The organism is Bacillus sp. es.036 (assembly GCF_002563635.1).
Classification (GTDB): Bacteria; Bacillota; Bacilli; order Bacillales; family Guptibacillaceae; genus Guptibacillus.
In genome coordinates, this window is record NZ_PDIZ01000001.1 from 194251 (window position 1) to 220729 (window position 26479).

32 protein-coding genes are annotated in these 26479 nt (G+C 40.9%); 30 read left to right on the forward strand and 2 right to left on the reverse strand.

Going from position 1 to position 26479, the window contains the following annotated elements:
* The first annotated feature begins 206 nt into the window (after positions 1-206).
* The gene (locus tag ATG70_RS00980) at positions 207-731 is read left to right on the forward strand and encodes a DinB family protein (RefSeq protein WP_257147574.1); all 525 of its coding nucleotides are present in this window, start codon (positions 207-209) and stop codon (positions 729-731) included.
* A gap of 80 nt (positions 732-811) precedes the next feature.
* Positions 812-1369 carry a GNAT family N-acetyltransferase gene (locus ATG70_RS00985; RefSeq protein WP_098442527.1) on the forward strand — a complete coding sequence of 186 codons (558 nt, stop codon included), beginning with the start codon at positions 812-814 and terminating at the stop codon, positions 1367-1369.
* Positions 1370-1409: 40 nt separating this feature from the next.
* Here ATG70_RS00985 and ATG70_RS00990 read toward each other — a convergent pair whose 3' ends face one another.
* Positions 1410-1565, reverse strand: a complete 156-nt coding sequence (locus tag ATG70_RS00990) for a Fur-regulated basic protein FbpA (protein WP_098442528.1) — start codon at positions 1563-1565, stop codon at positions 1410-1412.
* A gap of 136 nt (positions 1566-1701) precedes the next feature.
* Between ATG70_RS00990 and ATG70_RS00995 the strand changes: the two genes are divergently transcribed.
* Positions 1702-2442 (forward strand): alpha/beta hydrolase, encoded by a 741-nt coding sequence (locus ATG70_RS00995; RefSeq protein ID WP_098442529.1) that lies wholly within the window; start codon positions 1702-1704, stop codon positions 2440-2442.
* A 17-nt stretch (positions 2443-2459) separates the two neighbouring features.
* Positions 2460-2957 (forward strand): GNAT family N-acetyltransferase, encoded by a 498-nt coding sequence (locus tag ATG70_RS01000; protein ID WP_098442530.1) that lies wholly within the window; start codon positions 2460-2462, stop codon positions 2955-2957.
* Positions 2958-3009: 52 nt separating this feature from the next.
* On the opposite strand, the gene ATG70_RS01005 is transcribed toward ATG70_RS01000, so the two are convergent.
* The gene (locus ATG70_RS01005; RefSeq protein ID WP_257147575.1) at positions 3010-3327 is read right to left on the reverse strand and encodes a YciI family protein; all 318 of its coding nucleotides are present in this window, start codon (positions 3325-3327) and stop codon (positions 3010-3012) included.
* Between the two features lie 292 nt (positions 3328-3619).
* On the opposite strand from ATG70_RS01005, the gene ATG70_RS01010 reads away from it, so the two are divergent.
* The 26 genes from ATG70_RS01010 to ATG70_RS01135 all read left to right on the forward strand — a co-directional run bounded on the left by ATG70_RS01010 (position 3620) and on the right by ATG70_RS01135 (position 26452).
* Positions 3620-5044, forward strand: a complete 1425-nt coding sequence (locus tag ATG70_RS01010) for a sodium:solute symporter family protein (protein WP_098442532.1) — start codon at positions 3620-3622, stop codon at positions 5042-5044.
* Positions 5028-6713 carry a sensor histidine kinase gene (locus tag ATG70_RS01015; protein ID WP_098442533.1) on the forward strand — a complete coding sequence of 562 codons (1686 nt, stop codon included), beginning with the start codon at positions 5028-5030 and terminating at the stop codon, positions 6711-6713. The genes ATG70_RS01010 and ATG70_RS01015 overlap by 17 nt, the downstream gene beginning before the upstream one ends.
* Complete coding sequence (locus ATG70_RS01020; RefSeq protein WP_098442534.1) at positions 6714-8090, forward strand: sigma-54-dependent transcriptional regulator; 1377 nt, start codon at positions 6714-6716, stop codon at positions 8088-8090.
* 139 nt (positions 8091-8229) lie between these two features.
* The gene (locus ATG70_RS01025) at positions 8230-9459 is read left to right on the forward strand and encodes an NRAMP family divalent metal transporter (RefSeq protein ID WP_098442535.1); all 1230 of its coding nucleotides are present in this window, start codon (positions 8230-8232) and stop codon (positions 9457-9459) included.
* A gap of 18 nt (positions 9460-9477) precedes the next feature.
* Positions 9478-10215, forward strand: a complete 738-nt coding sequence (pxpB, locus tag ATG70_RS01030) for a 5-oxoprolinase subunit PxpB (protein WP_098442536.1) — start codon at positions 9478-9480, stop codon at positions 10213-10215.
* Positions 10202-10975 (forward strand): LamB/YcsF family protein, encoded by a 774-nt coding sequence (locus ATG70_RS01035; protein WP_098442537.1) that lies wholly within the window; start codon positions 10202-10204, stop codon positions 10973-10975. Before pxpB ends, ATG70_RS01035 begins: the two co-directional genes overlap by 14 nt.
* Positions 10968-11918: a biotin-dependent carboxyltransferase family protein gene (locus ATG70_RS01040; RefSeq protein WP_098442538.1), complete on the forward strand. Its 951-nt coding sequence runs from the start codon at positions 10968-10970 to the stop codon at positions 11916-11918. The genes ATG70_RS01035 and ATG70_RS01040 overlap by 8 nt, the downstream gene beginning before the upstream one ends.
* Positions 11919-11932: 14 nt before the next feature.
* On the forward strand, positions 11933-12394 hold the full coding sequence (accB, locus tag ATG70_RS01045; protein WP_098442539.1) for an acetyl-CoA carboxylase biotin carboxyl carrier protein: 462 nt from the start codon (positions 11933-11935) through the stop codon (positions 12392-12394).
* Between the two features lie 11 nt (positions 12395-12405).
* Complete coding sequence (accC, locus tag ATG70_RS01050; RefSeq protein WP_098442540.1) at positions 12406-13761, forward strand: acetyl-CoA carboxylase biotin carboxylase subunit; 1356 nt, start codon at positions 12406-12408, stop codon at positions 13759-13761.
* Positions 13761-14516: a putative hydro-lyase gene (locus tag ATG70_RS01055; protein WP_098442541.1), complete on the forward strand. Its 756-nt coding sequence runs from the start codon at positions 13761-13763 to the stop codon at positions 14514-14516. The genes accC and ATG70_RS01055 overlap by 1 nt, the downstream gene beginning before the upstream one ends.
* A gap of 127 nt (positions 14517-14643) precedes the next feature.
* On the forward strand, positions 14644-14838 hold the full coding sequence (locus tag ATG70_RS01060) for a hypothetical protein (RefSeq protein ID WP_098442542.1): 195 nt from the start codon (positions 14644-14646) through the stop codon (positions 14836-14838).
* A gap of 142 nt (positions 14839-14980) precedes the next feature.
* Positions 14981-15373 carry a hypothetical protein gene (locus ATG70_RS01065; RefSeq protein WP_098442543.1) on the forward strand — a complete coding sequence of 131 codons (393 nt, stop codon included), beginning with the start codon at positions 14981-14983 and terminating at the stop codon, positions 15371-15373.
* A 14-nt stretch (positions 15374-15387) separates the two neighbouring features.
* A complete protein-coding gene (locus tag ATG70_RS01070) occupies positions 15388-15876 on the forward strand; it encodes a GNAT family N-acetyltransferase (protein ID WP_098442544.1) in 489 nt (162 codons plus the stop codon).
* 142 nt (positions 15877-16018) lie between these two features.
* Positions 16019-16441, forward strand: coding sequence for a hypothetical protein (locus ATG70_RS01075; protein ID WP_098442545.1), 423 nt, complete (start codon positions 16019-16021; stop codon positions 16439-16441).
* A gap of 118 nt (positions 16442-16559) precedes the next feature.
* Positions 16560-18107 (forward strand): DUF4901 domain-containing protein, encoded by a 1548-nt coding sequence (locus tag ATG70_RS01080; RefSeq protein WP_257147576.1) that lies wholly within the window; start codon positions 16560-16562, stop codon positions 18105-18107.
* A gap of 293 nt (positions 18108-18400) precedes the next feature.
* Entirely contained in the window at positions 18401-18940 is a 540-nt protein-coding gene (locus ATG70_RS01085; protein WP_179886131.1) for a TetR/AcrR family transcriptional regulator, read from the forward strand.
* Complete coding sequence (locus ATG70_RS01090) at positions 18937-19533, forward strand: SAM-dependent methyltransferase (protein ID WP_098442547.1); 597 nt, start codon at positions 18937-18939, stop codon at positions 19531-19533. Before ATG70_RS01085 ends, ATG70_RS01090 begins: the two co-directional genes overlap by 4 nt.
* Position 19534: 1 nt before the next feature.
* Positions 19535-20452, forward strand: a complete 918-nt coding sequence (locus tag ATG70_RS01095; protein ID WP_098442548.1) for an NAD(P)/FAD-dependent oxidoreductase — start codon at positions 19535-19537, stop codon at positions 20450-20452.
* Complete coding sequence (locus ATG70_RS01100; RefSeq protein WP_098442549.1) at positions 20449-21003, forward strand: class I SAM-dependent methyltransferase; 555 nt, start codon at positions 20449-20451, stop codon at positions 21001-21003. The genes ATG70_RS01095 and ATG70_RS01100 overlap by 4 nt, the downstream gene beginning before the upstream one ends.
* Before the next feature lie 651 nt (positions 21004-21654).
* The gene (locus ATG70_RS01105) at positions 21655-22620 is read left to right on the forward strand and encodes a helix-turn-helix transcriptional regulator (protein ID WP_098442550.1); all 966 of its coding nucleotides are present in this window, start codon (positions 21655-21657) and stop codon (positions 22618-22620) included.
* Between the two features lie 71 nt (positions 22621-22691).
* Complete coding sequence (locus ATG70_RS01110; protein WP_098442551.1) at positions 22692-23324, forward strand: type 1 glutamine amidotransferase family protein; 633 nt, start codon at positions 22692-22694, stop codon at positions 23322-23324.
* Positions 23325-23481: 157 nt separating this feature from the next.
* The gene (locus ATG70_RS01115; protein ID WP_257147577.1) at positions 23482-23889 is read left to right on the forward strand and encodes a hypothetical protein; all 408 of its coding nucleotides are present in this window, start codon (positions 23482-23484) and stop codon (positions 23887-23889) included.
* Between the two features lie 242 nt (positions 23890-24131).
* Positions 24132-24803 (forward strand): 5'-methylthioadenosine/S-adenosylhomocysteine nucleosidase family protein, encoded by a 672-nt coding sequence (locus ATG70_RS01120; protein ID WP_098442552.1) that lies wholly within the window; start codon positions 24132-24134, stop codon positions 24801-24803.
* 182 nt (positions 24804-24985) lie between these two features.
* Complete coding sequence (locus tag ATG70_RS01125; RefSeq protein ID WP_098442553.1) at positions 24986-25483, forward strand: AAA family ATPase; 498 nt, start codon at positions 24986-24988, stop codon at positions 25481-25483.
* 181 nt (positions 25484-25664) lie between these two features.
* Positions 25665-26036 (forward strand): DUF948 domain-containing protein, encoded by a 372-nt coding sequence (locus tag ATG70_RS01130; RefSeq protein WP_179886132.1) that lies wholly within the window; start codon positions 25665-25667, stop codon positions 26034-26036.
* A gap of 176 nt (positions 26037-26212) precedes the next feature.
* On the forward strand, positions 26213-26452 hold the full coding sequence (locus ATG70_RS01135; protein WP_098442555.1) for a hypothetical protein: 240 nt from the start codon (positions 26213-26215) through the stop codon (positions 26450-26452).
* The last annotated feature ends 27 nt before the right edge of the window (positions 26453-26479 follow it).

The window sequence follows — 26479 nt, forward strand, 5'->3', positions numbered from 1 at the left end:
ATTGTCCAAACTGCGTTTTTATTGTCCAAAATTCAATTATATTGTCCAAAACCAGATTTTATTGGCGAAACACACAAAAGCCCTCGATTCTATGCTAGGATCGAGGGCTTTTTCTGGGAAAGTAAGGAACTAAAGAGGGATTTTCGACTCTCCTATGGAAAGTAGTAAGAATAAGCTACATTTGATCAAAAGGAGGAAGTCGAACGATGCCACATCATGATCTTTGTATGATTGATCGTAAGAAAGGCTTTACGCCTGAGATTGGTAGGTTAGTGTCGATGATGGATTATGCCAGACACACAACAGAAGAGGCAATCAGAGGCTTAGCGGTTGATCAACTCGATTTTCACATGGATGACAAGAGTAATTCCATTGGGATGCTCCTTCATCATATGTCTTCAATCGAAAGAGCATTTCAAATCATGACGTTTCAAGAGCGGGAATTAAATGATGCGGAATGGGAGGAACTTGAAACAGGCATTGAGCTTGGAGAAAAAGCGAGAACCGTGATTCAGGGGCGCGACCTTGATTATTATTGGAGTGAGCTTAGTCTTGTTCGTGCTAAAACGCTTGCTGATTTAAGAGAAAAAGACGACACCTGGCTAGAAAAAGTAACGCCTTTTGGCTGGGATGAAAAGGCGAATCATTATTTCAAATGGTTCCATGTTATGGAGGATGAAATTAGCCATCGTGGCCAAATCCTCATGATAAAAAGAAGACTAACGACTTAGAGGAAAAACAAGGTACATAACGGAAAACGGATGACAAGACGAGACAAAGTCTTAAGGTGAAAAAAGAGGAGAATAGGAACATGTTTACATATCAACTTAACGAGGATCTTTATTTACGTATGTATACAATTAACGATGCAGAAGCGCTTTATCACTTGATTGATGAATCAAGAGATCACTTAAAAAAGTGGCTTGCATGGGTCGATTACAATACGGATGTTGAGGCTTCCCGGGACTTTATCCAAAGTACGTTAAATGGTGTTAGTGAAACAGGAGGGTATCCGAAAACGCTCGGCATCTTTTATAAAGGTGAGCTTGCAGGAACGGTGGGTTTTAATGAAGTGAATCAAAACCATCAATACGCTACGATTGGCTACTGGCTTAGTGAGAAATTTCAGCGGAAGGGGATTGTGACTGAGGCGTGCCGGGGAATGATTCATTTAGGATTTAAGGAAATGGGATTAAATCGAATTGAGATCCGTGCGGCGTCTGCCAATAAGAAAAGCCGTGCCATTCCTGAACGACTTGGGTTTACGAAAGAAGGTGTGCTTAGACAGGTGGAAATTGTAAACGGAGAATTCTATGATCACGTTGTCTATAGTATGCTGGCGAGTGAGTGGTTGGAAAAGGGTAGATAGTTGCACAAAAAAACATCTCCGGCACTATCCTCTGGAGATGTTATGGTAGCTCAACCATATGAACAAGTCGTTCTAATTCTTCCATTGTGCATTCATAAAGTTGTTTGTCTTTTAATTTATATACACCGCGGTCTAATAAACGTTGAATGAATGATTGTTTTTGTTGGGGATCATGTTGTTTCATTAGGTGTGACACGTTTCATTCCTCCTGTTAAGTATATCCAGGTAATATGTTCCACTATAGTGTGATGTTTAAACCTCGATTTGCACATTGTTATAAAGGGATAAAGCGCTTTCGTGACGAATAACAAAATTCATTAGGAGGGATTTAAATGGAAAAACACGCTGTTCAGCAAGGCGCAGAGCCTTTTTACTTTGAAGGAAATCAAACAGGCGTTTTGGTTCTTCATGGTTTTACAGGCTCAACGCAAAGCATGCGTTATCTAGGAGAGCAACTGGCTTCGGAAGGTTACACGGTATGTGGCCCAAGATTAAAAGGGCACGGGACACATTATGAGGATATGGAACAGAGTACATATGAAGAGTGGATCGAGTCCGTTGAAGAGGGCTACCAATGGTTGAATGAACGGTGTGATACGCTTTTCATCACTGGGTTATCAATGGGCGGTACGCTAACGCTTTATTTAGCTAGCAAACACCCAGAAGTAAAAGGGATTATGCCGATTAACTCAGCAATTGACTTGCCTGATCTAGAACAAATGAGAGGAAAAACAGAGCCGCGCTTCCTTGGTGCCATTGGATCAGATATTAAAGCGGTAGGCGTCGACGAACTTGCTTATGAGAAAACGCCGACAAAGTCCATTCAAGAGATTTTGAAGCTAGTAGAGATAACAAGAAAGGATCTTTCAAACATTAAGATGCCAGCGTTAATCTTTAAATCAATCGAGGATCATGTTGTACCGCCAGAAAATTCGACTACTATTTATGAAGAAATTGCTTCAACGAATAAAGAAGTGATTGAGTTGAATGATAGCTACCACGTGGCTACACTCGATCATGATAAAGAATTCATTGTAGAAAAATGTAAGGCATTTATAAAAGGACTCGTGTAAGTTAAGGAGGTTTTGACATGGAAGTAAGACAGTTAACAGCAAATGATGCAGAAGCTTATTGGGAGCTTCGGTTAGAAGCATTAAAGAAAAATCCTGAAGCGTTCGCGTCAAGTTACGAAGAGGCGATCCTAAAGGATGACCCGATTAAAAGCACAGCGAGAAACATGGAATCAGGCGCTACTTTTGGCGCTTTTGATAAAGAGACGTTAGTTGGTGTGATTACGTTTGTCAGAGGGTCTGGGATTAAGGTTCGGCACAAAGCGGATTTATTTGCTGTCTACGTTACACCGGAATATCGTGGCAAAGGGGCAGGCAGAGCGCTTTTATCTCGCGTCATTGATTATGCAAAGAACCAGGATGCGCTGCTTAAATTAAGTGTATCTGTCGTATCAACGAATGAACGAGCAAAGCATCTGTACAAGAGCTTCGGTTTTAAAACCGTTTATATTGAAGAGAAGGCTCTCTATGTGCAGGGTCGGTTTCTAAACGAAGAGCATATGGTTCAATATTTCTAATCATAAGCAGACGTCTACGAGGCGTCTGCTTTTTGATTGATCAATCCAGAAGCTAACGTGTTGAGAAAGTATCGTTATACAGGGCAACGCTGTAAGGAAAAAGCTCTGCTGTCATAATCCCTTCTCGTACGGCAGGATCACTGTTCATTAGTGCTTCTGCCTCATCTTCTGAAGGGACTTGAATGACAACAATTCCGAATGAAGAAGGGTCATTGTTTAGGGTTCGTCCTGCCATAATGAGCGTATCATTTTTCAACAGATGTTGAAGGGCGTGAAAATGCTCTGAGACGATGTTGTTTTCTTTGTCGGTCCAGTTGCTTTCTTCAAGTAGTTCAGGAATTAACGTAAGCTTGTATAGAAATTGCTTCATAAAAAAAACCTCCATTTGTTCGTTGTACTTTACTTCTCTCCTGATTAAACGAAATCCTTTTTAGATGTGGGAGAGGTGAGAAGGTTGTGTCGGCGGTATAACTGAACGATTGGCTGGACCAAATCAACTAAAGGAGAAAGTCGCTACTCGATAAGGGGAGCGGCTTTATTATGTTATGGTTAAGAAAGTGACCGTCGAGCCCATTCTGGTTCATATTCATGATTTTGTATATAATGAAACCTGATACGAGAAATGATTTCGTGATTTACAGGAAAATGGGAGGGGAAGCGGAGTGGATGAACTACTATATTTAAGCGTTTTCCTCATTTATACCATTGCCATTCTTATTCTAGGAAAGCATGGGTTTGATAAAACGGACGAATTGAAGGGATATTTTCTAGCAGGAAGAAATCTTCCCTTATTTCCAAGCGTGGCTTCCTTCTGTGCAACATGGTTTAGTGCAGCCTCTTTACTTGGATTGCCGGGATTGATTTATGAAGGTGGGGTTTCGGTCATTTGGACGACTGCCGTTGCCTGGTTACTTGGACTTGTCGGGTTGTTTTTTCTCGCTTCTAAACTTTATACATATAACGTGGTTACCGTTCCGGAATTTTTTCTCGTGCGCTATGATTCAAAGCTTCTTCAAATTTGGGTCGGCATCATTCTGAGCGTGAGCTACCTTCTCTATGTTGTGATTCAAATTCGAGGATTCGGGATTGTGGTTAGCCAGATGCTTGAAATTCCTTATACGGTTAGTGTGTTTTTAATTTATCTTTTCGTTCTCTATACGACGTTTGGCGGTCTTCACTCTGTGGCACGAACCGATATTTTTCACTTTTGCTTAATTCTCTTTGGAACCATTCTAGGTGCCGTTTTTATTGTTGGAGAAATTGGCGGGCTTGGAGAAATCACGAGTGGTCTTTCAGCTTTAGACCAAAATGGATCCACCTCTTATTTGGCGCTTTTTCCTGAAGGCGGCTTATCTTTTTGGGCGTTGTTAAGTGCATTCTTTTCGCTTGGACTTGGCGTTGCGGCGAACCCTCAATATGCGGTTCGTATTCTTTCCGCGCGCTCGAAACAGGTGGCGCTAAAAATGGTTGGCACCAGTACTGTTTTTCTTGTCCTTATCTATTTTTCTATTTTTGTGATTGGAATTGGGTCACGTGTGCTTGATCCTAGCGTTCCATTCAGGAGTACGGATGAAATCTATCCGTTCATTATTGCTTACCTACTCGAAACACCGTTAAAAGGCGTACTGTTAATTAGCGTTGTCGCAGCTGCCATTTCAACAGCAAATTCACAGCTGTTGATCATGGCGACGAGCTTTGTCTATGATATCACGCTCCCTATACGGAAAAAGAATACCGTTGATCTCAAAGTGATTTCCTGGACGCGATGGATGATTTTTATCTTTGCGACCTTTTCTCTTATGATTGCCTTTACACCACCGCAGGGGATTGTCCAATTCAGTGGTCACATATGGGGAATTATTGCGGTATCCTTGTTCTTTCCGCTATATGGAGGTCTTTATACGAACGTCGATCATCGTCAGGCACTTCTCTCGACATTTGGCGGATTGATCACGTATGTACTGGCTTTCCTCCTTATTCCAAATGCGCTACAGCCAGTGTTTCATCCCGTTCTCCCTTCGCTTGTGGTAGCAGGCATTCTTTTCTTTCTAAAAGGAAGGGGGCGATCATATGCGTCACTCCATTGAACGAAAGATTTTAGTGCCCTTCTTAATTATTGTACTCGTGCCGATTTTCATTATAGGTGCCGTCTCTATGTGGTCAAGTTATCAATCAGAAAAGCAGTTAAAGCAGGCGACGGCTCAAGAACACTTAACGAGTCTTGGTCGGTATGCGGAGAAACTTGATGATCGTGTGAAAAGCGGGAGTATGGACGAAGAAGAAGCTAAATCACTCATTAAAATCATGATCAATGAAACGAAGAGTTTGTACGTGGAAGAAGCCGATGGCACCCTTTCATCTGAAGGAGAAGTTGTTCAAGCAAGTGAACTTGATTGGTATAATGGCGAAGTGAAAACGAGCTTTTCCACCGAAAGTACGGTGCTTACAGAACAAATTGAGCAGTGGAATTGGACGCTTTACCAGCCGATGTCTTTTTCCTTTTATTCAGGTTCACTTCCTAATATTCAGAAATACACCCTTCTCATCAGTATTTTTACTGGTGTGATTGCGGTTCAATTTACGATTATTCTTTCTTATCATCTGTCAAAACCGATTAAGAATTTAGCGGCTTTTTGTAAGCAAATTGCGTTAGGAGAGAGAACGAAGCACATCGAGATGAATGATAATCGGAAAGATGAAATAGGCGTACTTTCCTCATCATTGAAAGAAATGGTGGAAACGCTTGATGAGCGTAATGTGCAAATTGATAAAATCAAAAAGCTGAATGAGACGATACTAAATAGCGTTCACGTTGGCATGGTGCTTGTGATTGAAGGAGCCAATTCCGTTTATAATGAAGCAGCACAGACAATGATGAAAGAAGATCCGCTATTAAAAGAACGGCTTGGCAAGTTAACGATTCATGAAACGAAAAGAAGAAGCGAGGAAATTTGGGATCATAAACGGAAGGAAGAGAAAGTGTTCTATGCCGTAAGTTACAAAGTATTGGGGACGTCAGAAAAGCAACGTTCCATTATTACCTTTGAAGATATTACGCATCGACGAAAATTAGAGCAGCGCGTGGAAAGAATGTCCCGTCTTGCCTCATTAGGTGAAATGGCTTCAGGTATTGCCCATGAGATTCGAAACCCACTTGCAGGCATTAAAACAACGACGGAATTATTAACACGCAGGCTTGAGCTAACAAAGGATCAGCTTACATTAACGGAAAATATGCTGCTGGACATTGATCGTGTGAATAAGATCATCACCAATATTCTACAGTTTTCAAGGCCAATGGAAACAAATCCTTCTGTGTTGAAAGTAGATGAAACACTCCATTCTCTCGTGTTACTCATGAAAACGATCGCGAATGAAAAAAATGTGGTCCTTCATCATTTCGAAAACGATACAGAGGTTTTCGTGGATCGTGATCATCTTCGGCAGATTCTGTTAAATCTTATCCTAAATGGGATGAACGCGATGCCAGAGGGCGGAGAACTGATTCTTTCAAGTTATCAAAGGGATTGTGACGTAACGATTATGATAGCAGATACGGGTGTTGGAATGGAGGATACTGTGATGGAAAAGATTTTTGATCCATTTTATACAACTCGTGCAGAAGGAACGGGGCTTGGTTTGTCAATTGTTCATCAGTTAGTCGTTCAAAACAATGGAGAAATTGATGTAAAGAGTATACGTGGAAAAGGGACGGAGTTTTCGATCACATTTGCAACAGGAAGGGAGGAGAAATAAGTGGCTGTAAAAGTAGGCATTATTGACGATGAAACAACGCTTCGGCTCACGCTACAAATGTTTTTAGAAGATGAAGGGTACGACGTAAGAGCGGCAGCAACGCTTGAAGAAGGATGGCACATGCTTGATGAATTTAGTCCGCACGTACTTTTATTAGATATTCGCTTACCTGATGGAAACGGGCTCGACTCGCTCCATGAATTTAAAGAACGCTACCCTGAAATGGCCGTGATGATGTTAACGGCGTATGGTGATGCAAAAACAGCCGTTCGCTCGATTAAAGAAGGCGCTTTTGATTATTTAACGAAGCCCTTTGAGTTAGAGGAGCTAAAGATCATCCTTCAAAAATGGATCAAACAGCACCATCTCGAGAAGGAAGTCGAACGCTATCGAGAGGAAGAGCGACGGACGAAACTTGTTCAAATGATCGGTGAAAGTAAGCAAATGCACGAGTTAAAAGATAAAATTTCCTTAATCTCTGAAAGTAATGATACGACGGTTTTAGTTCGAGGCGAGACAGGTACGGGGAAAGAGCTTGTTGCAAGAAGCATTCATCAGCAAAGTAAGCGTCATGAAGGGCCGTTTGTTGCCGTGAATTGTGCCAGCATTCCAGCGGACTTAATTGAAATTGAGCTTTTCGGTCGAGAAAAAAATAGCGTGACAGAACAAGTGAATCCGAAAGTTGGCTTAATGGAGTGGGCCGATGGAGGGACATTGTTTCTTGATGAAATTGGAGATCTTTCACTGGATATTCAAGTGAAGCTTCTTCGTTTTCTTGAAGATAAGAAAATTAAGCGCCTTGGAAGTGTTCACGATATTGAGGTTGATGTACGCGTCATTGCCGCCACCAATCGATCGCTCGAAGAAATGATTCAAGAGAAGACGTTTCGATCCGATCTCTACTATCGCTTGAATGTCGTTCCAGTAAAGTTAACGCCTTTGCGTGAGCGAGGCGATGACATTGTGATGCTAACAGAACATTTTCTCCATGAGTTCTGTCAGCAAATGAGAAAGGAAAAACCAGCATTACGAGCTGATGCGAAAAAGCGTTTAGTGAGCTACGATTGGCCCGGAAATGTCAGGGAACTGAAAAATACAATTGAACGAATCGCGATTCTTCACCAGGAAAAAGAGTTAGCAGCTTATCACTTTGATTTTCTAAATCCGGTTGAAGGATACGTAGAGGGTTCTAAATCAGTTGACGACGTCGTCTTCGATGATCGCTTTTCATTAGAAGACCATATTGAAGCGATTGAAAAGAAATACATCGAGAAAGCCATTCAAGATGCGAGGTGGAATATCACGCAGGCTAGTAAGTTATTAGGGATGAGCCGCTACGCCCTTCAACGTAGAATTGATAAATATGAGATTACATGAGCGAAATCGCCCGAAATGGGCGGTTTTTTTGTGCGGAATCTTATAAAATTATCTGAAAATTACGTGATATCGTAGAGGTAAGAGAAAAAACGCATCGATTCAAGCAAAGAATGAATCATATAGAAAAAGGGGGAATTTGATGGGTATTGAAAAGCAAAAGCCAACAGAGTTAGAGGGCGGTCCAACGAAAAGCAAATGGGGCGTTATCCTCGGTGCCGCCTTCTTAATGGGCTCATCTGCAATCGGACCAGGCTTTTTAACACAAACGGCTGTCTTTACTGAGCAGCTACTCGCAAGCTTTGGATTTGTTATTTTAATGTCAATTATTTTAGATATCGGGGTTCAAGCGAACATCTGGCGGATTATTGCTGTTTCTAAGAAAAAGGGACAAGACATCGCGAACATGGTTGTTCCTGGACTCGGTTATTTTCTCGCGTTCGCAGTAGCACTTGGCGGACTGGCTTTTAATATCGGTAACGTCGGTGGGGCAGGACTTGGGATGAACGTTCTCTTCGGCATTGATCCACGGATTGGCGCAGCGATTACCGGAGTCATTACAATCGGGATTTTCCTTTCAAAAGAAGCAGGAGTAGCGATGGATAAAATCGCACGCATCCTCGGTGGAATTATGATTTTACTAACATTGTACGTTGCTTTTCAAAGTAATCCGCCAGTCGGAGATGCGATTGTTCATACATTTGCACCAGATAAAATCGATGTTTTTGCGATTATTACACTCGTAGGTGGAACAGTAGGAGGCTATATCACGTTTGCTGGTGGACACCGTTTACTTGATGCAGGTATTTCAGGGAAAGAGAATTTACATCAGGTAACGAAAAGCTCGGTTTCAGGCATTCTAATTGCGTCGATTATGCGCGTCTTTTTATTCCTAGCGGTGTTAGGTGTTGTGGCCACAGGGTTTAAACTAGACCCAGCAAACCCACCAGCATCTGTTTTCCAACAAGCAGCTGGAGCAGTCGGATATAAAATGTTTGGTGTTGTTCTTTGGGCAGCAGGAATTACGTCAGTCGTTGGTGCGGCGTATACATCCGTTTCGTTCCTTAGAACGTTATCCAAAAAAGTGGATCGTCATCACTCAGGTGTAACGATTGGGTTTATCGCCGTATCAACCATCATTTTCGCGTTTATCGGTAAACCGGTTCTGTTACTGATCCTTGCCGGAGCTTTTAATGGATTGATTTTGCCCGTTGCTCTTGGAACGCTTCTTGTAGCGGCGTATAAGAAATCCATTGTCGGAGACTACAAACATCCGCTATGGCTCACGATCTTTGGCGGTTTTGTCTTCCTTATTACCGCTTACTTAGCGATCGTGACGCTAATTGATAAAGTACCACAGCTTTTTTCTTAATGATTAGGAGGAACATGTGTGAAACTTGATTATTATCCTCTTGGGGATACAGGCATTCAGCTTGTATTTGGTACCGAGATTTCAGAAGAAACGAATCAAAGAATTAGAATGTTTGCTAATGAGTTAGCGCAACATCCGATTGACGGAGTTGTGGAATGGGTACCAGCGTATACAACGCTAACGATCTATTATTTGCCGAATAAAATTTCTTATCATACGTTGAAAGAAAAGCTAGAAGAGATGAAAGAACAACAACATGGAAGAGAAGCAGATGCTGCTTCTCTTGTTTATATCATCCCAACTTATTATGGCGGCTCAGATTTAGCGTATGTAGCGGAACATAATGGATTGAGTGAAGAAGAAGTGATCTCGATTCACGCCAATAAAGATTATCTCATTTATATGATGGGATTTGTTCCCGGCTTTCCTTATCTAGGGGGAATGCCGGAAGAAATTGCAACGCCGAGACGTGAAAATCCGCGTGCTGAAATTGAACCAGGATCCGTTGGGATTGCTGGAGCACAAACAGGGATCTACCCACTTGAATCGCCTGGAGGCTGGCAACTTATTGGGCAAACTCCTGTTAAACTATATGACCCAACAGGAGAGAGACCGATTTTACTCGAGTCAGGTCATTATTTGCGGTTTGTTCCGATTAGTAAAGAAGAGTTTTTAAACATAAAAGAAGCGATTAAACGTGGAGAATATGAAGTCGAAACCGAAGAAAAGAAGGTGAGCGTACATGAAGTCGGTTGATTTAAATAGCGATTTGGGAGAAAGCTTTGGAGCTTACATGATTGGAAACGATGAGAATGTACTCGAATTTATTTCATCAGCAAACATTGCCTGCGGATATCATGCAGGCGACCACAATGTCATGATGAAGACAGTGGGACTAGCGAAAGAGCTTGGCGTTAGCATTGGTGCACATCCGGGATTTCCTGACCTTGGAGGATTCGGCAGGCGTGAGATGAAACTGTCACCTGAAGAGGTGTTCAACCTCGTTGCTTATCAGATTGGGGCCATTCAGGGTGTTGCGAATGTTCACCAAACAAAAGTCCACCATGTGAAACCGCACGGAGCGCTTTATAATCTAGCAGCGAAAGATCCAGCCATTGCAAAAGCGATTGCAAACGCTGTCTATGCAGTGAACACTGAGCTGATCTTGTATGGTTTAGCAGGGAGTGAACTGATTAAGGCAGGACGAGAGCGAGGACTAACGGTTGCGCAGGAAGTTTTTGCAGATCGTACGTATCAGCCTGACGGTACCCTCACACCAAGGTCTGAACCGAACGCCATGATCCACAATGCCGATCAAGCGGTTGAGCGTGTCATTCGCATGATCAATGAGCAGCAGGTGAAAGCCGTAAATGGAGAAGACATTGCCATTCAAGCCGATACGATTTGTGTGCATGGCGATGAGCCTGAAGCCCTGAAGTTTGTACAACAGTTAAGAGAGCGCCTTATGGATGAAGGCATTCATATTCAGCGGGTTGGAGTGAATGCCCATGTCTAGACCAATTTTTAAAGTTAGAAAATCCGGCTTACTTTCAACAATTCAGGATAGTGGAAGGAAAGGCTACCAACAATACGGAATTGTTGTATCCGGTGCAATGGATCCTTTTTCAATGAACGTTGCGAATTTCCTTGTAGGAAACAAAGGCGATGAAGCTGTTCTTGAAATCACGGTTATGGGGCCAGCTTTCGATGTGCTTGATGATGCAGTGATTGCTATTTGCGGCGGCGATCTTTCACCGAAAGTGAACGGAGAAAAAGCACCAATGTGGAAAAGTTTTACTGTGAAAGAAGGCGATCGGCTGGAGTTTGGTCAGCCTCTCTCTGGTGCTCGTTCATATATTAGTGTCGCAGGTGGTTATGATGTACCGCTTGTGATGGGAAGTAAGTCGACCTATTTGAAAGCTGGAATTGGTGGCGTCGAAGGACGAGCACTTGTAAAAGGAGATGTCCTTCAAACTTCTGGAAAGGTAAAAGGAATCAGCGGACGTGCTCTTCATCCGGATGAAGTTCCTTCTTATAAAAAAGAATTAACCGTCCGTGTTGTACTTGGACCGCACCAGTCTGCATTTACGGAGGAGGGGGTTCAAACATTCCTTTCAACACCATATGAGGTAACGCCTCAGTCCGATCGAATGGGCTTTCGTTTAAAAGGGGAAAAGGTGGAGCACGCAACGTCTGCTGATATCATTTCGGAAGCGATTCCGCTTGGCGGGATTCAGGTTCCGGCAAACGGTGATCCAATTATTCTGATGTCAGATCGGCAAACGACCGGTGGCTATACGAGAATTGCCACGGTCATCTCAAGTGATATTCCGTATTTAGCGCAAGCGATGCCAGGTTGTACAATCCATTTTCGTGAAGTGACCGTTGAGGAAGCTCAGGAAGTATTTGAAACGAATGATCGTTTTCTTCGAACGTTAGAAAAAGTATCTGTGAGATAAAGGGAGGACACAGCATGTTAAGTTCAAAAGAAATCATTGAGATTATTAAATATGTCGATGGGTCAACAGTTGATGAAGTGCATTACGAGCATGATAGCTTTGTCGTTAAGGTGAAAAATCAGAATCCGGAGAGTGAGAAAAGGGAACCACAGGAAGCCCAGGTTCCAATCGCTGTTGCAGAGCGAGGACAGGAGGATCTAACTCCTGAGGTGGAGGCGCCGCAGGAGACACCTGAAGCACACACGGTGAAAGCCCCTATGGTTGGCATGTTCTATTCATCCCCTTCTCCGGATGATCCAGCTTTTATTCAAGTAGGAGATGCGGTGAAGGAAGAAACCGTCGTTTGTTGTCTGGAAGCGATGAAAATGTTTAACGATGTGCAGGCAGATGTGAACGGTGAAATCACTGAAATTTTAGTAGAAAACGGAGATCTTGTTGAATTTGGCCAACCGCTCTTTATTGTCAAACCAGCTTAGGAGGGAATCACATGGGAATCAAAAAAGTACTGATTGCAAATCGCGGTGAAATTGCTGTGCGAATTATTCGTGCCTGTCATGAGCTAGATTTAACTGCCGTCGCCGTCTATTCTGAAGCAGATCGTGATGCCTTGCATGTGCAATTAGCAGATGAACGTTATTGTATCGGTCCTACATCCTCTAGCGATAGCTACTTAAACGTAGGAAATATCATGACAATTGCTACGAATAGTGGCGTTGATGCCATTCACCCAGGCTATGGCTTTCTTGCTGAAAATGCGGACTTTGCTGAGATGTGTGAGGATTGTAACATTGCTTTTATCGGTCCAAGCAAAGAATCGATTCGTCAAATGGGGATCAAGGATGTCGCAAGAAAGACGATGCAAGATGCGAACGTCCCGGTTGTTCCAGGTTCAAAAGGCATTATTCAAAGCAAAGAAGAAGCGCTTGAACTAGCTAATGACATGGGGTTCCCGATCATCATTAAAGCAACAGCAGGCGGTGGCGGTAAGGGGATTCGCGTTGTAAGAGAAGAAGAAGAACTAATTAAAGCGATTAACATGACCCAGCAGGAAGCAGAAAAGGCATTCGGCAATCCTGGTGTTTATATGGAAAAGTTTATCGAAGACTTTCGTCATATTGAAATTCAAGTGCTTGCGGATCTTTATGGCAACGTGATTCACCTCGGGGAGCGCGACTGCTCGATTCAAAGACGGATGCAAAAGCTTGTCGAGGAAACGCCATCTCCTGCCCTAACAAAATCGATTCGATCGGAAATGGGAGAAGCCGCTGTTCGAGCAGCGAAAGCCGTTAATTATGGCGGCGCTGGAACAGTCGAATTTATCTATGACCAGGATGGAAACTATTATTTTATGGAAATGAATACGCGCATTCAGGTCGAACATCCTGTCACGGAAATGGTCACGGGTGTTGATTTAATTAAAGAACAGATTAAAATCGCTGACGGCGAACGACTATCCCTTACGCAAGAGGAAGTGGAGATGAGCGGATGGTCGATCGAGTGTCGCATTAACGCAGAAGATCCGGATAACGGCTTTATGCCTTCTCCAGGAAAAGTCGAAACGTATCTCCCGCCAGGTGGCTTTGGCGTTCGAGTGGATTCGGCCGTTTATCCAGGATACGTAATCCCGCCATTCTATGATTCGATGGTAGCGAAGCTGATTACATACGGCGCAACTCGGACAGAAGCGATGCAGCGCATGAAGCGTGCGCTAAGTGAATTCAAGATCGAAGGCGTAAAAACAACGATTCCGTTCCATCAGAGATTATTCAACCATGAGAAGTTTGTAGAAGGCGATTTTAATACAAAGTTTCTTGAAATCTATGAACTTAAGGAGATGGTCTAATGGAAACGCCTCATACACAGCGACTAAAGTATCGCGACAATCTTGAAAGTGGCACAACATCAGGCGTATGTGATGGCTACTTGCAGGCGAATATGATTACACTACCTTCAAAGTACGCTTTCGAGTTTCTCTTGTTTTGTCAGCGCAATCCGAAGCCCTGTCCGATTGTGGATGTTCTTGAAGCGGGTCAGGTCACACCTCGCATTGCGGATGCAGACATTCGAACGGATCTTCCGAAATATCGCATTTATAAAAATGGGGAATTGGAGCAGGAGCCGCTTGATCTTAAGGACGTTTGGCAAGATGACTATGTCACGTTCCTATTAGGATGCAGCTTTACATTTGAGAAAGCGCTTGTGGAACGCGGCATCAGTCTACTTCACCAGGAAATGGATCTTGTAGTGCCAATGTATCAAACAAACATCCCTTGCGAAGAAGCGGGGCAGTTTAACGGGAATATGGTCGTTAGCATGAGAGCGATTCGAAAAGAAGAACTTGATGAAACCATTGCGATTACATCAAAGTTCCCTCATGCGCACGGTGCACCTATCCACGTTGGTCATCCTTCTGAGATTGGAATTAAAAACATTGAAAAACCGGATTACGGAGAATTCCCTCCTTTTGATGAAGAAGAACGAATCCCCGTGTTCTGGGCGTGCGGAGTCACACCTCAGTATGTTGGCTTGAACGTAAAACCAGAGATCATGATCACGCATGCGCCGGGGCATATGTTGATTACAGATCAAAAAGAATAGCCCGTGAAAGCCGTTTAGTCGAGATTTGCTTCTGACTAAACGGCTTTTTTGTACAGAATAAATACTTAGAGACGTATGATAAAATGAAGGGATAATCGCGTTGATTTAAGTAGGAGGAAAGTAGACCATGACAATCGTTAGCTTCTTACTTATAGCTTGGATTTTAAGCTGGTTTAAATTTGAACAGCTATTTATTCAAGCTTTTCAAGAGCTTTTCAACAAATCGATAACCAAAGCAAGCTATTATTTTATCTTTTTTTGTATCGGCGCCCTGGGAGACATCGTGCTTCTATTGAATGGAACGTTTTATGATAAGTTGTAATTGTTAAAAGGCTGAAGGTGTATCTTTAGCCTTTTTTTTGCGTTAATCAATAGTCATTTTTAAAAACAGATGACAAAGCTGCCTGGAAGTGAAAAAATGGAAATAGATGATGAGCATTATTGAAAGAGGGGCGCTCTAAAAAATGAAAAAAGCAAATCGACTGTCATTACTTTTATTTAGCTTGATGCTATTGAGTTTAGTTGTAATGGCCTACTCTGTGTATTGGAATGATTCCTATCCATATGGCACAGAAGTAATTATTGGGTGTTTAGCTTACTTTTTCCTGTCCATTCTGTACTTCCTTGTTATGGCGGTATGGAATACGACAAAGCTAAACAAGTACGAAAGGAAGGAGAGAGTCGGTACATTTATCAAATGGTTTGCCGGGCTAAGCGGTATTCACGTGCTCGTCTCATTACTCACTTCCTCCAGTATTAACGGGTATCAATTGTTTACTTCCTTTGGGCTAGCAGCGGGTATTGCATTTAGCGATATGATGTTTCAAAAGAAGAGGTCTTACAAAACCACATTGTGAAGGGAGATGAGTAAATGAATGTAACTCTTCGACTGATTAAAGAAGAGGATCTTCCACATATTCAACATTACTTATCCATAGAAGGTGTTTCGAGAATGACAAATGTACCAGAACCTTACCCAACAAATGGAGCAAGAGAATGGTATGAGATGGTTTCGGAAGAACATCAGGCAGAAAATCACTACCCCTTCGCAATCATAGCTGATGGTGAATTTGCAGGAAGCATTTCCGTTAGACGTGAACAAGGTGATATCGGCGCAATCGATTATTGGGTGGCTCCTCCCTTTTGGAAGAAGGGAGTTGGAACACAAGCTGCTGAACAAGCCGTAGACTTTGGTAGAAATGAGTTAGGATTTAAAAGCTTTGAAACGTGCTGTCTTATTGAAAATAGAGGATCTGTCCGTCTTCTCGAGAAGATTGGTTTTCAGAGAGGGAAAGAATTTCTGATTGGAAGTGGAGAAAAGCATGGAGGGAAAATGGCTAGGGTGTATTATTTGAAATGAGGGGTTAGTAGTGTTCCGTAATCCGGGCAGGATTGTTGAAGACTCAGTTTCGAGATAATAATGTCATTTCTATCTTTTTGACTGAATATTGAGTAATTATGTTACTATTGGTAATATGTTCAAATTGGAGGAGGTTTTTAAATTGTTATCTAAAAAACAGGCATTAGCAGGAATACAACAACATCTCATTGTTGATGAAATAATTGAAGATAGTATTATGACTCATTACAAAGCTGAAAGTGGATTTTCTGGACTAGCTGGTAATGCTTCTACTTCAGGAGTACCGGTTAAAGGCGTACTGGCATCTACTAATCTACGAATTTTATTCTATGGAGAATTGGCTCAAGAATTACCTGTTTTTCGAGAAGTGTATTATAAAGATGTTACTGATATAAAGGAAAAGAAAGAACCGTTCGCTTTATTCAAATCTATTCCTGTTTATATTATTTCACACAAAGACAGAGATACATTTACCTCAAGAGGTTATCCTGATGAGTTAACAAAACTCCAAGCCTTTTTTAAAAAGGTTCAAGATAATCATTTGAAGCAAGAAGAAAATATTTAATATCCATAATGAGATATTACATAATCTCGGAGCTTATCTTTAATAAGATAGGCTCCTTTTAGTGCGAAAGAAAAGATTGAGCCGTTAGCAAAAATTTGGAATATTTGGTATTGAAGATATGGGGGATTTACAGTTTAATGGAATAATGCAAGAAGGTATATCAATTCATCCGTTTTGTAATCAAATATTGGAGATGTGGAAAGATATCAATATAACAGAGGTGACTTACTTGCTAAAAGAAGAATTAAAGAAGCGTGCAAAATCTCTGGTTCAAATTCCTAGCCATTTTCAGCCTCTCATAGAGGAGTATGTTGAGGGAGAGAATGGAGAAGAGAAAGCGATGTTTTTATGGGCAAATGAAGGCCAAGATGAGGGTATTACGTTAAATCTGGATTCCTCTGGAAATTTGACAAGGCTATCAATTGAGATGAATGATATATATTCAAATGTAGTCCCTCTAAATAAAGAGCAAAAAAGAGAATATGCAGAACAATTTTTACTTAGCCATTATCCTGCAGCATTAAAAGATTTAACCTATTATAATTCAAAAGAACTTACTGGTGCAGACCGTTTTTACTATGCACAACTCGTAATGAACTTACCGTTAGAACATGCAGGTTGTTATATTGATGTAGACTCTGGAGGAGGTATTGTTACTTTTACATATGAAGGTGTGAAAACGGCTCCTGAAATTCCCGAAATGTTGATTTCAAAAGAGAAATTGGTTAAGCACGTACAAAACAGTCTTGATTTTCAACTGACAATTGTAAATTTGTATATGGATATTCATAATGTAGCAGAAGATGGACTTTGCCTTGTGTATGAATCTGAGCAATATTTTATGAAATATAAAGCGGATGTTTTGAAACCAACGTTAACGATTGTACATGACGAAGACGTGCCGCAAACTTATGTCTCGCCTCCTCCTCATTCGAATACAACAGTACATAAAGATTTATCTATTGAAGATATCATTGGTATTACCGAGAAGATGGAAGTCATTCGAGAAGTAGATATGGGAGAAGAAACAGGTATAGTTTGGCGTGATCGTAATTGGGGGGAGAAGGAAAAAGATTTGTCTATAAATGGCTTTTTCACAACACAGTCAGGAGATACAGTTAAAGCCTTCATTTCAAAGAAAACTGGTAAAGTCCGAAGCTTTATGTGGTTTAATGAACGAAGTGGTCTTCTACGTCTTAGTCGTGAGGAATGTTATCAAAAAGCCATTGCTTTTTTACAAATGATCGCTCCAGATTATTATCAGTACCTGCAACTAATCGTTCAACAAAATGAGGAAGATGAGGACGATTCTTCAACGAAAGAATCATTTACCTTCCATATGTATAATAGTCATGGTATACCAATTCAACTAGAATTAGTTGTGGTTGCTGTTAATCGTCAAACAGGACAGGTTGATCATTATAGCGGACCGAGTTTTGATCTAGAACAATTGAACCGAGTTCCTGTTGAACCGGTGATATCTAAAAAAGAAGCAAGTGAAATCTTTATCAATAATTTGGATTTTGAATTAGTTTGGAATAAAGATTATGCTAGTGAAACAGAATCCTATATCCTTGTTTATCAAGCATGTGATCGGCATTCTAGGAGGCCAATTCGGTACATCGATGCCAAAACTGGCGCAGTTATTACCAATAAAGATAATTAACCTATTTTGATGTTGAAATAAAATGATTTTTTATATTTATTTCACAATCTCAGAGCGATGGTTTAAATAAAAAATAAACCTTCCTTAGAAGTTGGATCAGGACTAAAAACCTCTGATTTGGATATTTTTCCGTGTAAGGGCGGGGTACATATATTTGGTGTAGAGAAAGGGTTTCGTATAGAAACCATTCTCAAAAAAGCAGGCATTCTGAACGAGTGCCTGCTTTTTTATTGACTATAACGTTACTTATTTGTACAATGTGTTACATAGTTGTAACGTCGAGGGGTGAAGAAATGAACAAAACACAAACCAACATCGTGAACGTCGCAATTGATGTTCTTTCAAAAGACGAAAGCGCATCGATGGAGACAATCGCGGAACAGGCGAGCGTAAGTCGAATGACGATTCACCGTTATTTCAAGAACCGCGAGCGATTGTTTTCTTCCATACATGAGGTGCTGATTGAAAGGACGTTAGTTATTTTCAATGAATCGATAGACAGATTTGAGGATCCGCTGGAGCAGATGGAATCGATTATTAAGACGAATGCGGGAAAACAAGGATTTCATCTTTTATTCCGTGAGCATGGGCATCATGAAGAGCATGATCCGGAAACGTGCAAGTTTTCAAAGGTCAACCAAGGGCTGTATGAATTGATCGGTCGTATGAGGGAAGCAGGGCATATTGATTCTTCTATGCCAGATGCGTGGGTGTTCCATATGTATGACGGGGTGCTGTTGACGGCTTGGGAGACGTTGCACAACGGGACGGTGGCTCCTAGAGAGATCCCGGAGCTTGCATGGAGAACATTTAAGAAGGGATTGTTGTCATGAGTTTTGACGAGGAATATCAACAGAACAAAACGCGTTGGACCAGACCAGATGAGCGGGTTGTTGAATGGCTGGAGGCTGTTCCGGCAGGGCGTGCGCTTGATCTCGGTGCCGGGGAAGGCGGCAATAGTTTTTGGTTGGCGCAGCAGGGATGGAACGTGACGAGTGTCGATTTTGCTCCGGCGGCTGTTCAGTTCATCGAGGAACATTCTCGGGAAAAGGGATATTTGATCGAAGCGGAAATAGCCGATGCACTCAAATACACGGGCGAAGGAAAGTTTGATTTGGTTCTTCTCTCGTTTGTCCATTTTTCGAAAGAGGAACGGGAGATGCTTTTCTCAAGATTAGAAAAGCAGCTTGCGGAAGGCGGTCTGCTCGTGTATCTTGGGTTGGTCAAAAATGAGGACGAGCTTCCACCAGGAGGGCTCTTGGAGGAATTTCCATCATCTGAGAAAGTGGCGGATGAAATGAAGACTCCTCCTTCTCTCGTCGTCCTAAATCTAGGAGACCAGGTGAGAGAACTGCCAATAGGGGTTGCGGAAGGTACGTATGAAGCGAAAACAGCAAGTGTGAAAGCTAGAAAGGGGAGAGGATAAGTTGGAACAATATGAAGTGATTGTAATAGGGGGAGGGGCTGCTGGCTTAAGTTCAGCGCTTGTGTTTGGACGATCAAAGCGGAAGGTGCTTGTACTGGATGCCAACGCTGCTCGGAACCGTGTGACGCATGCATCGCACGGATATTTGACACGAGACGGTGTGAAGCCTGAATCGTTCAAGTCGATCGGTTTGAGTGAAATCAAGGCTTATCCGACGGTAAGCTATGTTGAAACGAAGGTTACGGCACTTGAAAAGGAAGAGGGCGTTTTTACCGTTCAGACAGATAACGGGGAAAGCTATGTAAGCCGGCGGGTCGTTGTGGCAGCGGGGATGAGAGAGGACCTGCCTGCGATCATAGGACTACAGGACGTTTACGGCTCCACAGTTTTTCCATGTCCGTATTGTGACGGCTGGGAGCGGAAAGATGAGCCATTGGCGATTTTCGGAAACGAACCTTGGCTTATTCATTACGTAAAATTGATTTATAACTGGAGTCAGGATCTAATCGTTTTTACAAACGGTGCAACAGCGCTTTCGGAAGAAGACCGGAAAGATTTACGAGGGCATGGTGTGGAGCTTGTGGAAGAGGCGATTGAAGAACTTATTTCAACCGAGGGTCAGCTCCAGCAGGTCGTGATGGTGTCAGGGGAGGCGTACCATCGATCTGGCGGATTTATCATGGATACGGGTGAATCCCAGGCGTTTTCTCTCGACCATTTTGGCGTCGACTATACAGACATGGGGGGAGTCGAAACTGAAGAAGGAGCGAAAACTGCTGTGAAGGGATTATATGTTATCGGAGACACGAAGAATGTGTTCTCTGGATTGCTGAAGGCAGCGAGTGAAGGGTATGAAGTCGCTGCTGAAATCAATCATGAAATGGCGATGGAAGATTGGGAACGCGGTGGAGTATCATGACGAAACCAGTCTACGATACGCATTATCAAGAACAGCATTATTTCGGAAATCCCTACCCTGGACTCGTGGAATTCTTTGAGGCGTATGAACCGAAAGGGCATGTACTAGATCTAGGATGCGGACAAGGCAGAGATTCATTAAGCTTAGGAAGGTTAAGGTACACAGTGACAGGCGTCGATATCTCCACTGTCGGGCTCGATCAAATGAATCAAGTCGCCTGTGACGAGCAGTTGAACGTGACCGGGAAAGTAGGAGATGTTTACACGTACCCAGTAGGTGCGGAGCACGATATTGTCCTGTTGGATTCGATGCTGCATTTTAATAAAAGGGATGTCGAGAGCGAAACGAAACTGGTCCAGCGTATTGCTGCTGAGCTGAAAAAAGGTGGGGTGTTGGCCATTTTTATGATGCAAGGGCAAAAGAGGGAGACATACTTGAAGCGTGTGATGGATGAGACGGAAAACGAGTGGGAAGTACTTGCTGACCGCTATACTGACTACCCGGAATTCAATGCGCACTATCATATGTATATCGTGAAAAAAGGCAGTTGAGTGTACGGTAACAAGTCAGTTAAGGCGAGAACAACTAAGTGATCTAGCATTCCTGAATTCCGTATTTCAGAATATAGATAGGCAACAAGTTCAATATTCTGTAGCGATAAGGCGAGTGGGTATTAATCTGGAAACTAAATGGATATTAGATTGGGATTTGTAGATCATTATATGAATTGGGAGCAAGGTTCTACAAGAGCTAATGATCAATGTGAAAGGTGTGGAGAAGTTAAAAGAGTTATGAGGGGAAAGTAGAAAAAATATTTATCTCTAAGCAAGTCTTCCACAATCTCGGAGCTCATCTTTAATAAGATAGGCTCTTTTAATTATGAAGTTGAGATTGAGTTCTGTGTACAGATTTGAAATAATTGGTATTAAGTGATGCTTTTTTGTGGGGATTGTTCTATGTTTATAGTAAACGTAGAAGTTCACATAGAGCGAACGGTGAATGGCTTTTAAACTTGAGAAGTAAAAATAAAGAATACGCTGGGGTCGTCAGGGAAAAAGGCTTAGTTTTATAAATCCGCATTTATTTATCAAAGGGCCCCTAACTAATGTAGATAATCCTATTGTATAGAAAGATATCGGAAAGGAACACCAAAAATCGGAAATACATAATAAAAAGTAAATCTCATATAGAGGTGGAATTACATGCCGAAAATTGACAATATGTTAGCAATTCTATGGATGCTTCGTTCAGGTGTAAAAATGACCGCAAAACAAATTTCAGAAAAGTTAGAGATGAATATTAGGACTGTGTATCGTTATATTGATACAATTTCAACTAGTGGTGTACCAATCATTTCAGAACCTGGACATAACGGTGGATATTCTTTATTGAACAATTTTATTGAGGCTCCTCTTTTTTTTGATTTTGAGGAGCAAACGTCACTATATCACGCTGCTGTTTTTGCAGAAGAAGCCGGATATTATGGAGGGGAAGCATTAAATAGGGCTATTTCAAAACTAAGTAACTACTCAAGCCAAGAGCAGGAAACAAAGATAAACCAACATTTAACTAGTCTAGAAGTAATAAGTCGATTAGGTTCACTCTCTGTGGAACCTCTTTTGAAAGAGTTGGAGCAGGCCGTAGCTGAAGGGTACTCAGTAAAAATTCTTTACCATAAAAGTAGCGAAAAGCAATCAAATGATAGATTGGTCGATCCGTACAGAATTATCTATTGGAATAATAAGTGGTATGTGATTGGATTTTGTCATCTTAGGAATGATATCCGTAGTTTTCGAGTCGATCGTATGGAAAGTCTAAGGCTCACCGAAAATAAGTTTAACCGACCAGAAAATTTTTCAGCACGTAACTTTTTTATGAAAAATCTTCTTCCAACTATAGAAGATAAGGAAGGGATTATTTCATTGGTTATTCAAGGGGATAAAAGTGTATTGGCAGATATTTGCCAACATTGGTTTTTAGGACATTATTTACAAGAACGGACTTCAAATCAAGCCGTTTTTCTTCTTGAAAAAGATGTGATTCATACATATGTACCTTATTTACTTTTACCGTACAATCAAGCTATTAAAGTGATTGAACCAATCAGTCTAAAGAAACGACTTGTTGATGTGCTGTCGGAATTAATAGAATTTCATCAAGTAAAATAACTTCCCTGACGTTAACTGTCAGGGAAGTTTTATTATACTGGCTATATCAAATGTGATGGGAGTGTTTTTGGGTGCAAACAAAAAAAGTTTTTCTATATGTTTTTAATACAATGTCGGACTGGGAATATGGATATTTAATTGCTGAACTAAACTCAGGAAGATATTTCAAAAAAGGTATAGCACCTTTAAAAGTCATTACAGTAGGAGCTAGTAAAGAAATGATTACTACTATGGGAGGACTGAGCATAAAGCCAGATATTTCCCTTAATGAGTGTACGCTTGAGAGTAATGATCTTTTAATTTTACCAGGAGGGACTAATTGGAAAGAAGAAATTCATCAACCTATCTTGGAAAGAGTTGGCCAAGCTTTAAAGCTTGGCACTGTTGTAGCTGCAATTTGTGGTGCAACTGAGGGCCTTGCGAATATGGGATGCTTAGATAGTAGAAAGCATACAAGTAATAACTTAGACTATATTAAAATGGTATGTCCTAACTATAAAGGAGAAAAGTTTTATGAGTTGGGATCTGCCGTATCTGATGCGAATTTAGTTACTGCAACAGGGATAGCTCCTCTGGAATTTGCGATGGAAGTGCTGAAAAAAATAGATGTATTTACACCAGATGGATTACAATCATGGTATAACCTAAATAAAACTCATAAACCTGAATACTTCTTCCAGTTAATGAATTCAATAAATAGCTGAGCTAAAAAGTCAGTTTTATATTAGTTCAAATAAAATAACAAATTAACTGAAAAGCTCACTATCTCTATTTTGTTTTGCAGAGAAATTGTGCTTTTTAATTCGTGAAAAAGTCTATTTTTAAATATCAAATAGACATCGTTATGTGAGGGGGGCTTATTTGAAGAATACAATTTCTATTCTCTGTTTACTGTTGCTGTTATTAGTAGGGTGTAATCAGAATAATATTCAACGTAATAAAGACTTGGAAAATTCTATTCATACGATTGTGGCAGATAAAAACCAGAGTGAGATAAGGGTTAAGTCGCTTACCAATTTCGAATGGGAAGAAGCGTTTCTTTTCACGCCGTACAGTACACAAGGCAGTATAGAAAAACAATTAGGTTTTAATTTCAAAGATCCGAGCAATCTCGAAATGAGAGACGATATTTATCTTATGGTTTTTGTGAACGGTGGTAAAGTAATTCAATATGTTGAGTTAGATCGTCACACGTCTGACTTTTCAATTGGAGACAAGGATCATCTTACTCCCAAAAAAGACGTGATTAGTATTGAAAGGAATAAATAGCAGCTTTTTCTTTAGTGAAGAAAATAGTAATTTAGAAAAGGTTATTTAATAATCTTGGAGTCGTTTGTTTAATGAAATGTAAGCGCTCCATGTCGTTTAAGGGCAAGTTGGTAAAAAAGGGAATTTACATAGTAATAACGAATTGTTGATGAATAGAGTATGAAGGATAGTGATGAAAATGAAATTGAGACCTTGTAGAGACATTCAATAGTGACAAATTTTATTTATAGGATGATAAGTTGATGATTGGAATAAGTATAGCAACGAAGTGGGAATATGAAGCGGCATTGGAATATTTTGGCGTAAAAGATAATGAACGTTTCGGTTATTCTTATGGCGAGTATTTCATAAGAACAATTAACGATACCGACCTTGTTTTTTATATTACTGGTGTAAGAAAAGTAAATGGTGTTGGTGGTAATCAGTATATGATTTCTAAATATAATTTGACTAAAGTAATCGTTGCTGGAACATGTGCAGGAATAGATGACAGGTTCAGTAATTTGGATATTTTTGTACCCAATGAAGCCGTTCAATATGATTGCACAGTAAAAGAAGTCGAGCCTCTGATTAAACAATCCTTCATAGTTAATATGGATCTATTAAAATATGGCGATGATTTCTATACCGGAACGATTGGCACCGCTGATAAAGCAGTCGTTATGTGGAAGGACTATTTAGAACTGAAAGCAAACGAAATCACAATAGCCGATACAGAAGCGGGTGCAATTGCTTATATCTGTCAGAAGAATGATGTTGAATGTATTATTATTAAAGGAATATCTGATTTTCCAACAGATGAAAGAAACTCTGATAAATTCGGCTCAAACATTGAACAAATGAATGTTTATTTAGAAAACACTCCCAAAGTAATGTACAAAATATTTGGCGAATATTTAAAACGATTTATATAAATCGATTTAAAAGAAGACTATATGAGATATCTGAAGTTCGATGTCCTAACTTTAGAGGGGATGAGGTGGCTAAGGACGCAATCATGAATAGATCAATGTAAGTTAACTCGGAATGAGTAATAAATCGCTTTTTACTATTTAATTATTTTAGAAGATAAAACATAAGTATTGGGGCTAAAATCATGAGGGGATTGGGAACGCTCTACTTTTTCTGTGGAAAAATGGGTGCAGGAAAATCAACTAAATCAAAACAATTCGCAATCGATCATCACGCGGTACTTTTGTCTGAAGATGAATGGCTTTCCTCTCTTTATCCTAATCAGATTGCCTCATTTGATGACTATTTAACATTCTCAGCGCAACTCAAGCCATTGTTGAAAAAGCATGTTCAAAACATATTAAGTGTCGGGACAGATGTAGTGATGGATTTTCCGGCGAACACTCAAAAACAGCGGAAGTGGTTTTTGGATTTGGCATCTGAGATTAATGCAAACCATCAATTAATTTATCTTAATCGATCTAACGAGCAGTGCTTACGTCAGATCGAACAAAGGCGTAAGGAACAGCCTGAAAGAGCAGCTTTTGATACGGAAGCGGTATTTCATCATGTGACGAACTTTTTTGAAGCACCAAAAGCATCCGAGGGTATTCATATTTTGGAGTTTACTGAGAAAGGTTAGCAAGGAACTTCTCGCGAAGCTTTTACAAAATAGTGAGGAAAGAGAGCTTATCTTCAATAAGATCAGTTCTCTTTTTTGAAGCAGTTTAGTACGACCTCTTCGTATAATCAGAAGCTCTAAAACTTGTACCTAAAAGAATGTCCGACCACTTACCTTCATAGACTTAGAGAAAAGAAGGGAAGTGATCTCAATATTTGGATGGAGTGCCGTTGTCGTAGCCGCCGCGTTTGTGATTCTCGTCGTTTATTTGATTTTGACGTTACGAAAAGTGATGGCAACACTGGCAGAAACAAAAGAGACGTTGTCGGGTGTCCGGAATTCGGTTAACGGCATTACAGATGAAGCAGAAGAACTGATTCATACCGCCAACCAAATTTCCGATGATGTTAAAGGAAAAATGGAAGCCGTGGATCCATTAATCGAGTCTGCTCATGATGTGGGGGATATGATACACGATGTAACGAGCAACATAAAACGTACGGCTTTGCAAAAGAGTAGTCGGAAAACCATTCGTACACAGGAAAGCAAGCCCGTGCAGGTGAAATTGAAGTAATAAGCTAAGGCAGAAGGTTTTCTTGGAAGAGCCGCACCTAGCAAGTTGATATAACTACGAAAAGAAGCCTGGATGGGCTTCTTTTTCTTGAGTTACAACTCGTATTTTGAAATAATTGGTAGTAGGGTTTTTGAGATTGTAAGGAATACATGTCGACATTTAGAGGAGGCATCCCGGTGTATGCTTCACTTTGGGTTATTATTGGTTTCTGTACAATCGGATTGATTGTCCTTATGTCTATGAAGAAAACGATGGAAAATAGGCTAGCTACTATAAAAGTAAATGGGGAAAGTAAAGAAAGTGCACGAGCAAGTCGGTCTATTATTTGGTGGGTCGTGAGTACAGTAGCATGGGGAATCCTGAGTATTAGTCTTTTTATATGGTGGTTAAATCAATACTTTGAAATGAGTGGTTAGAAGTTTAATAGCTCCTTCAATTAGAAA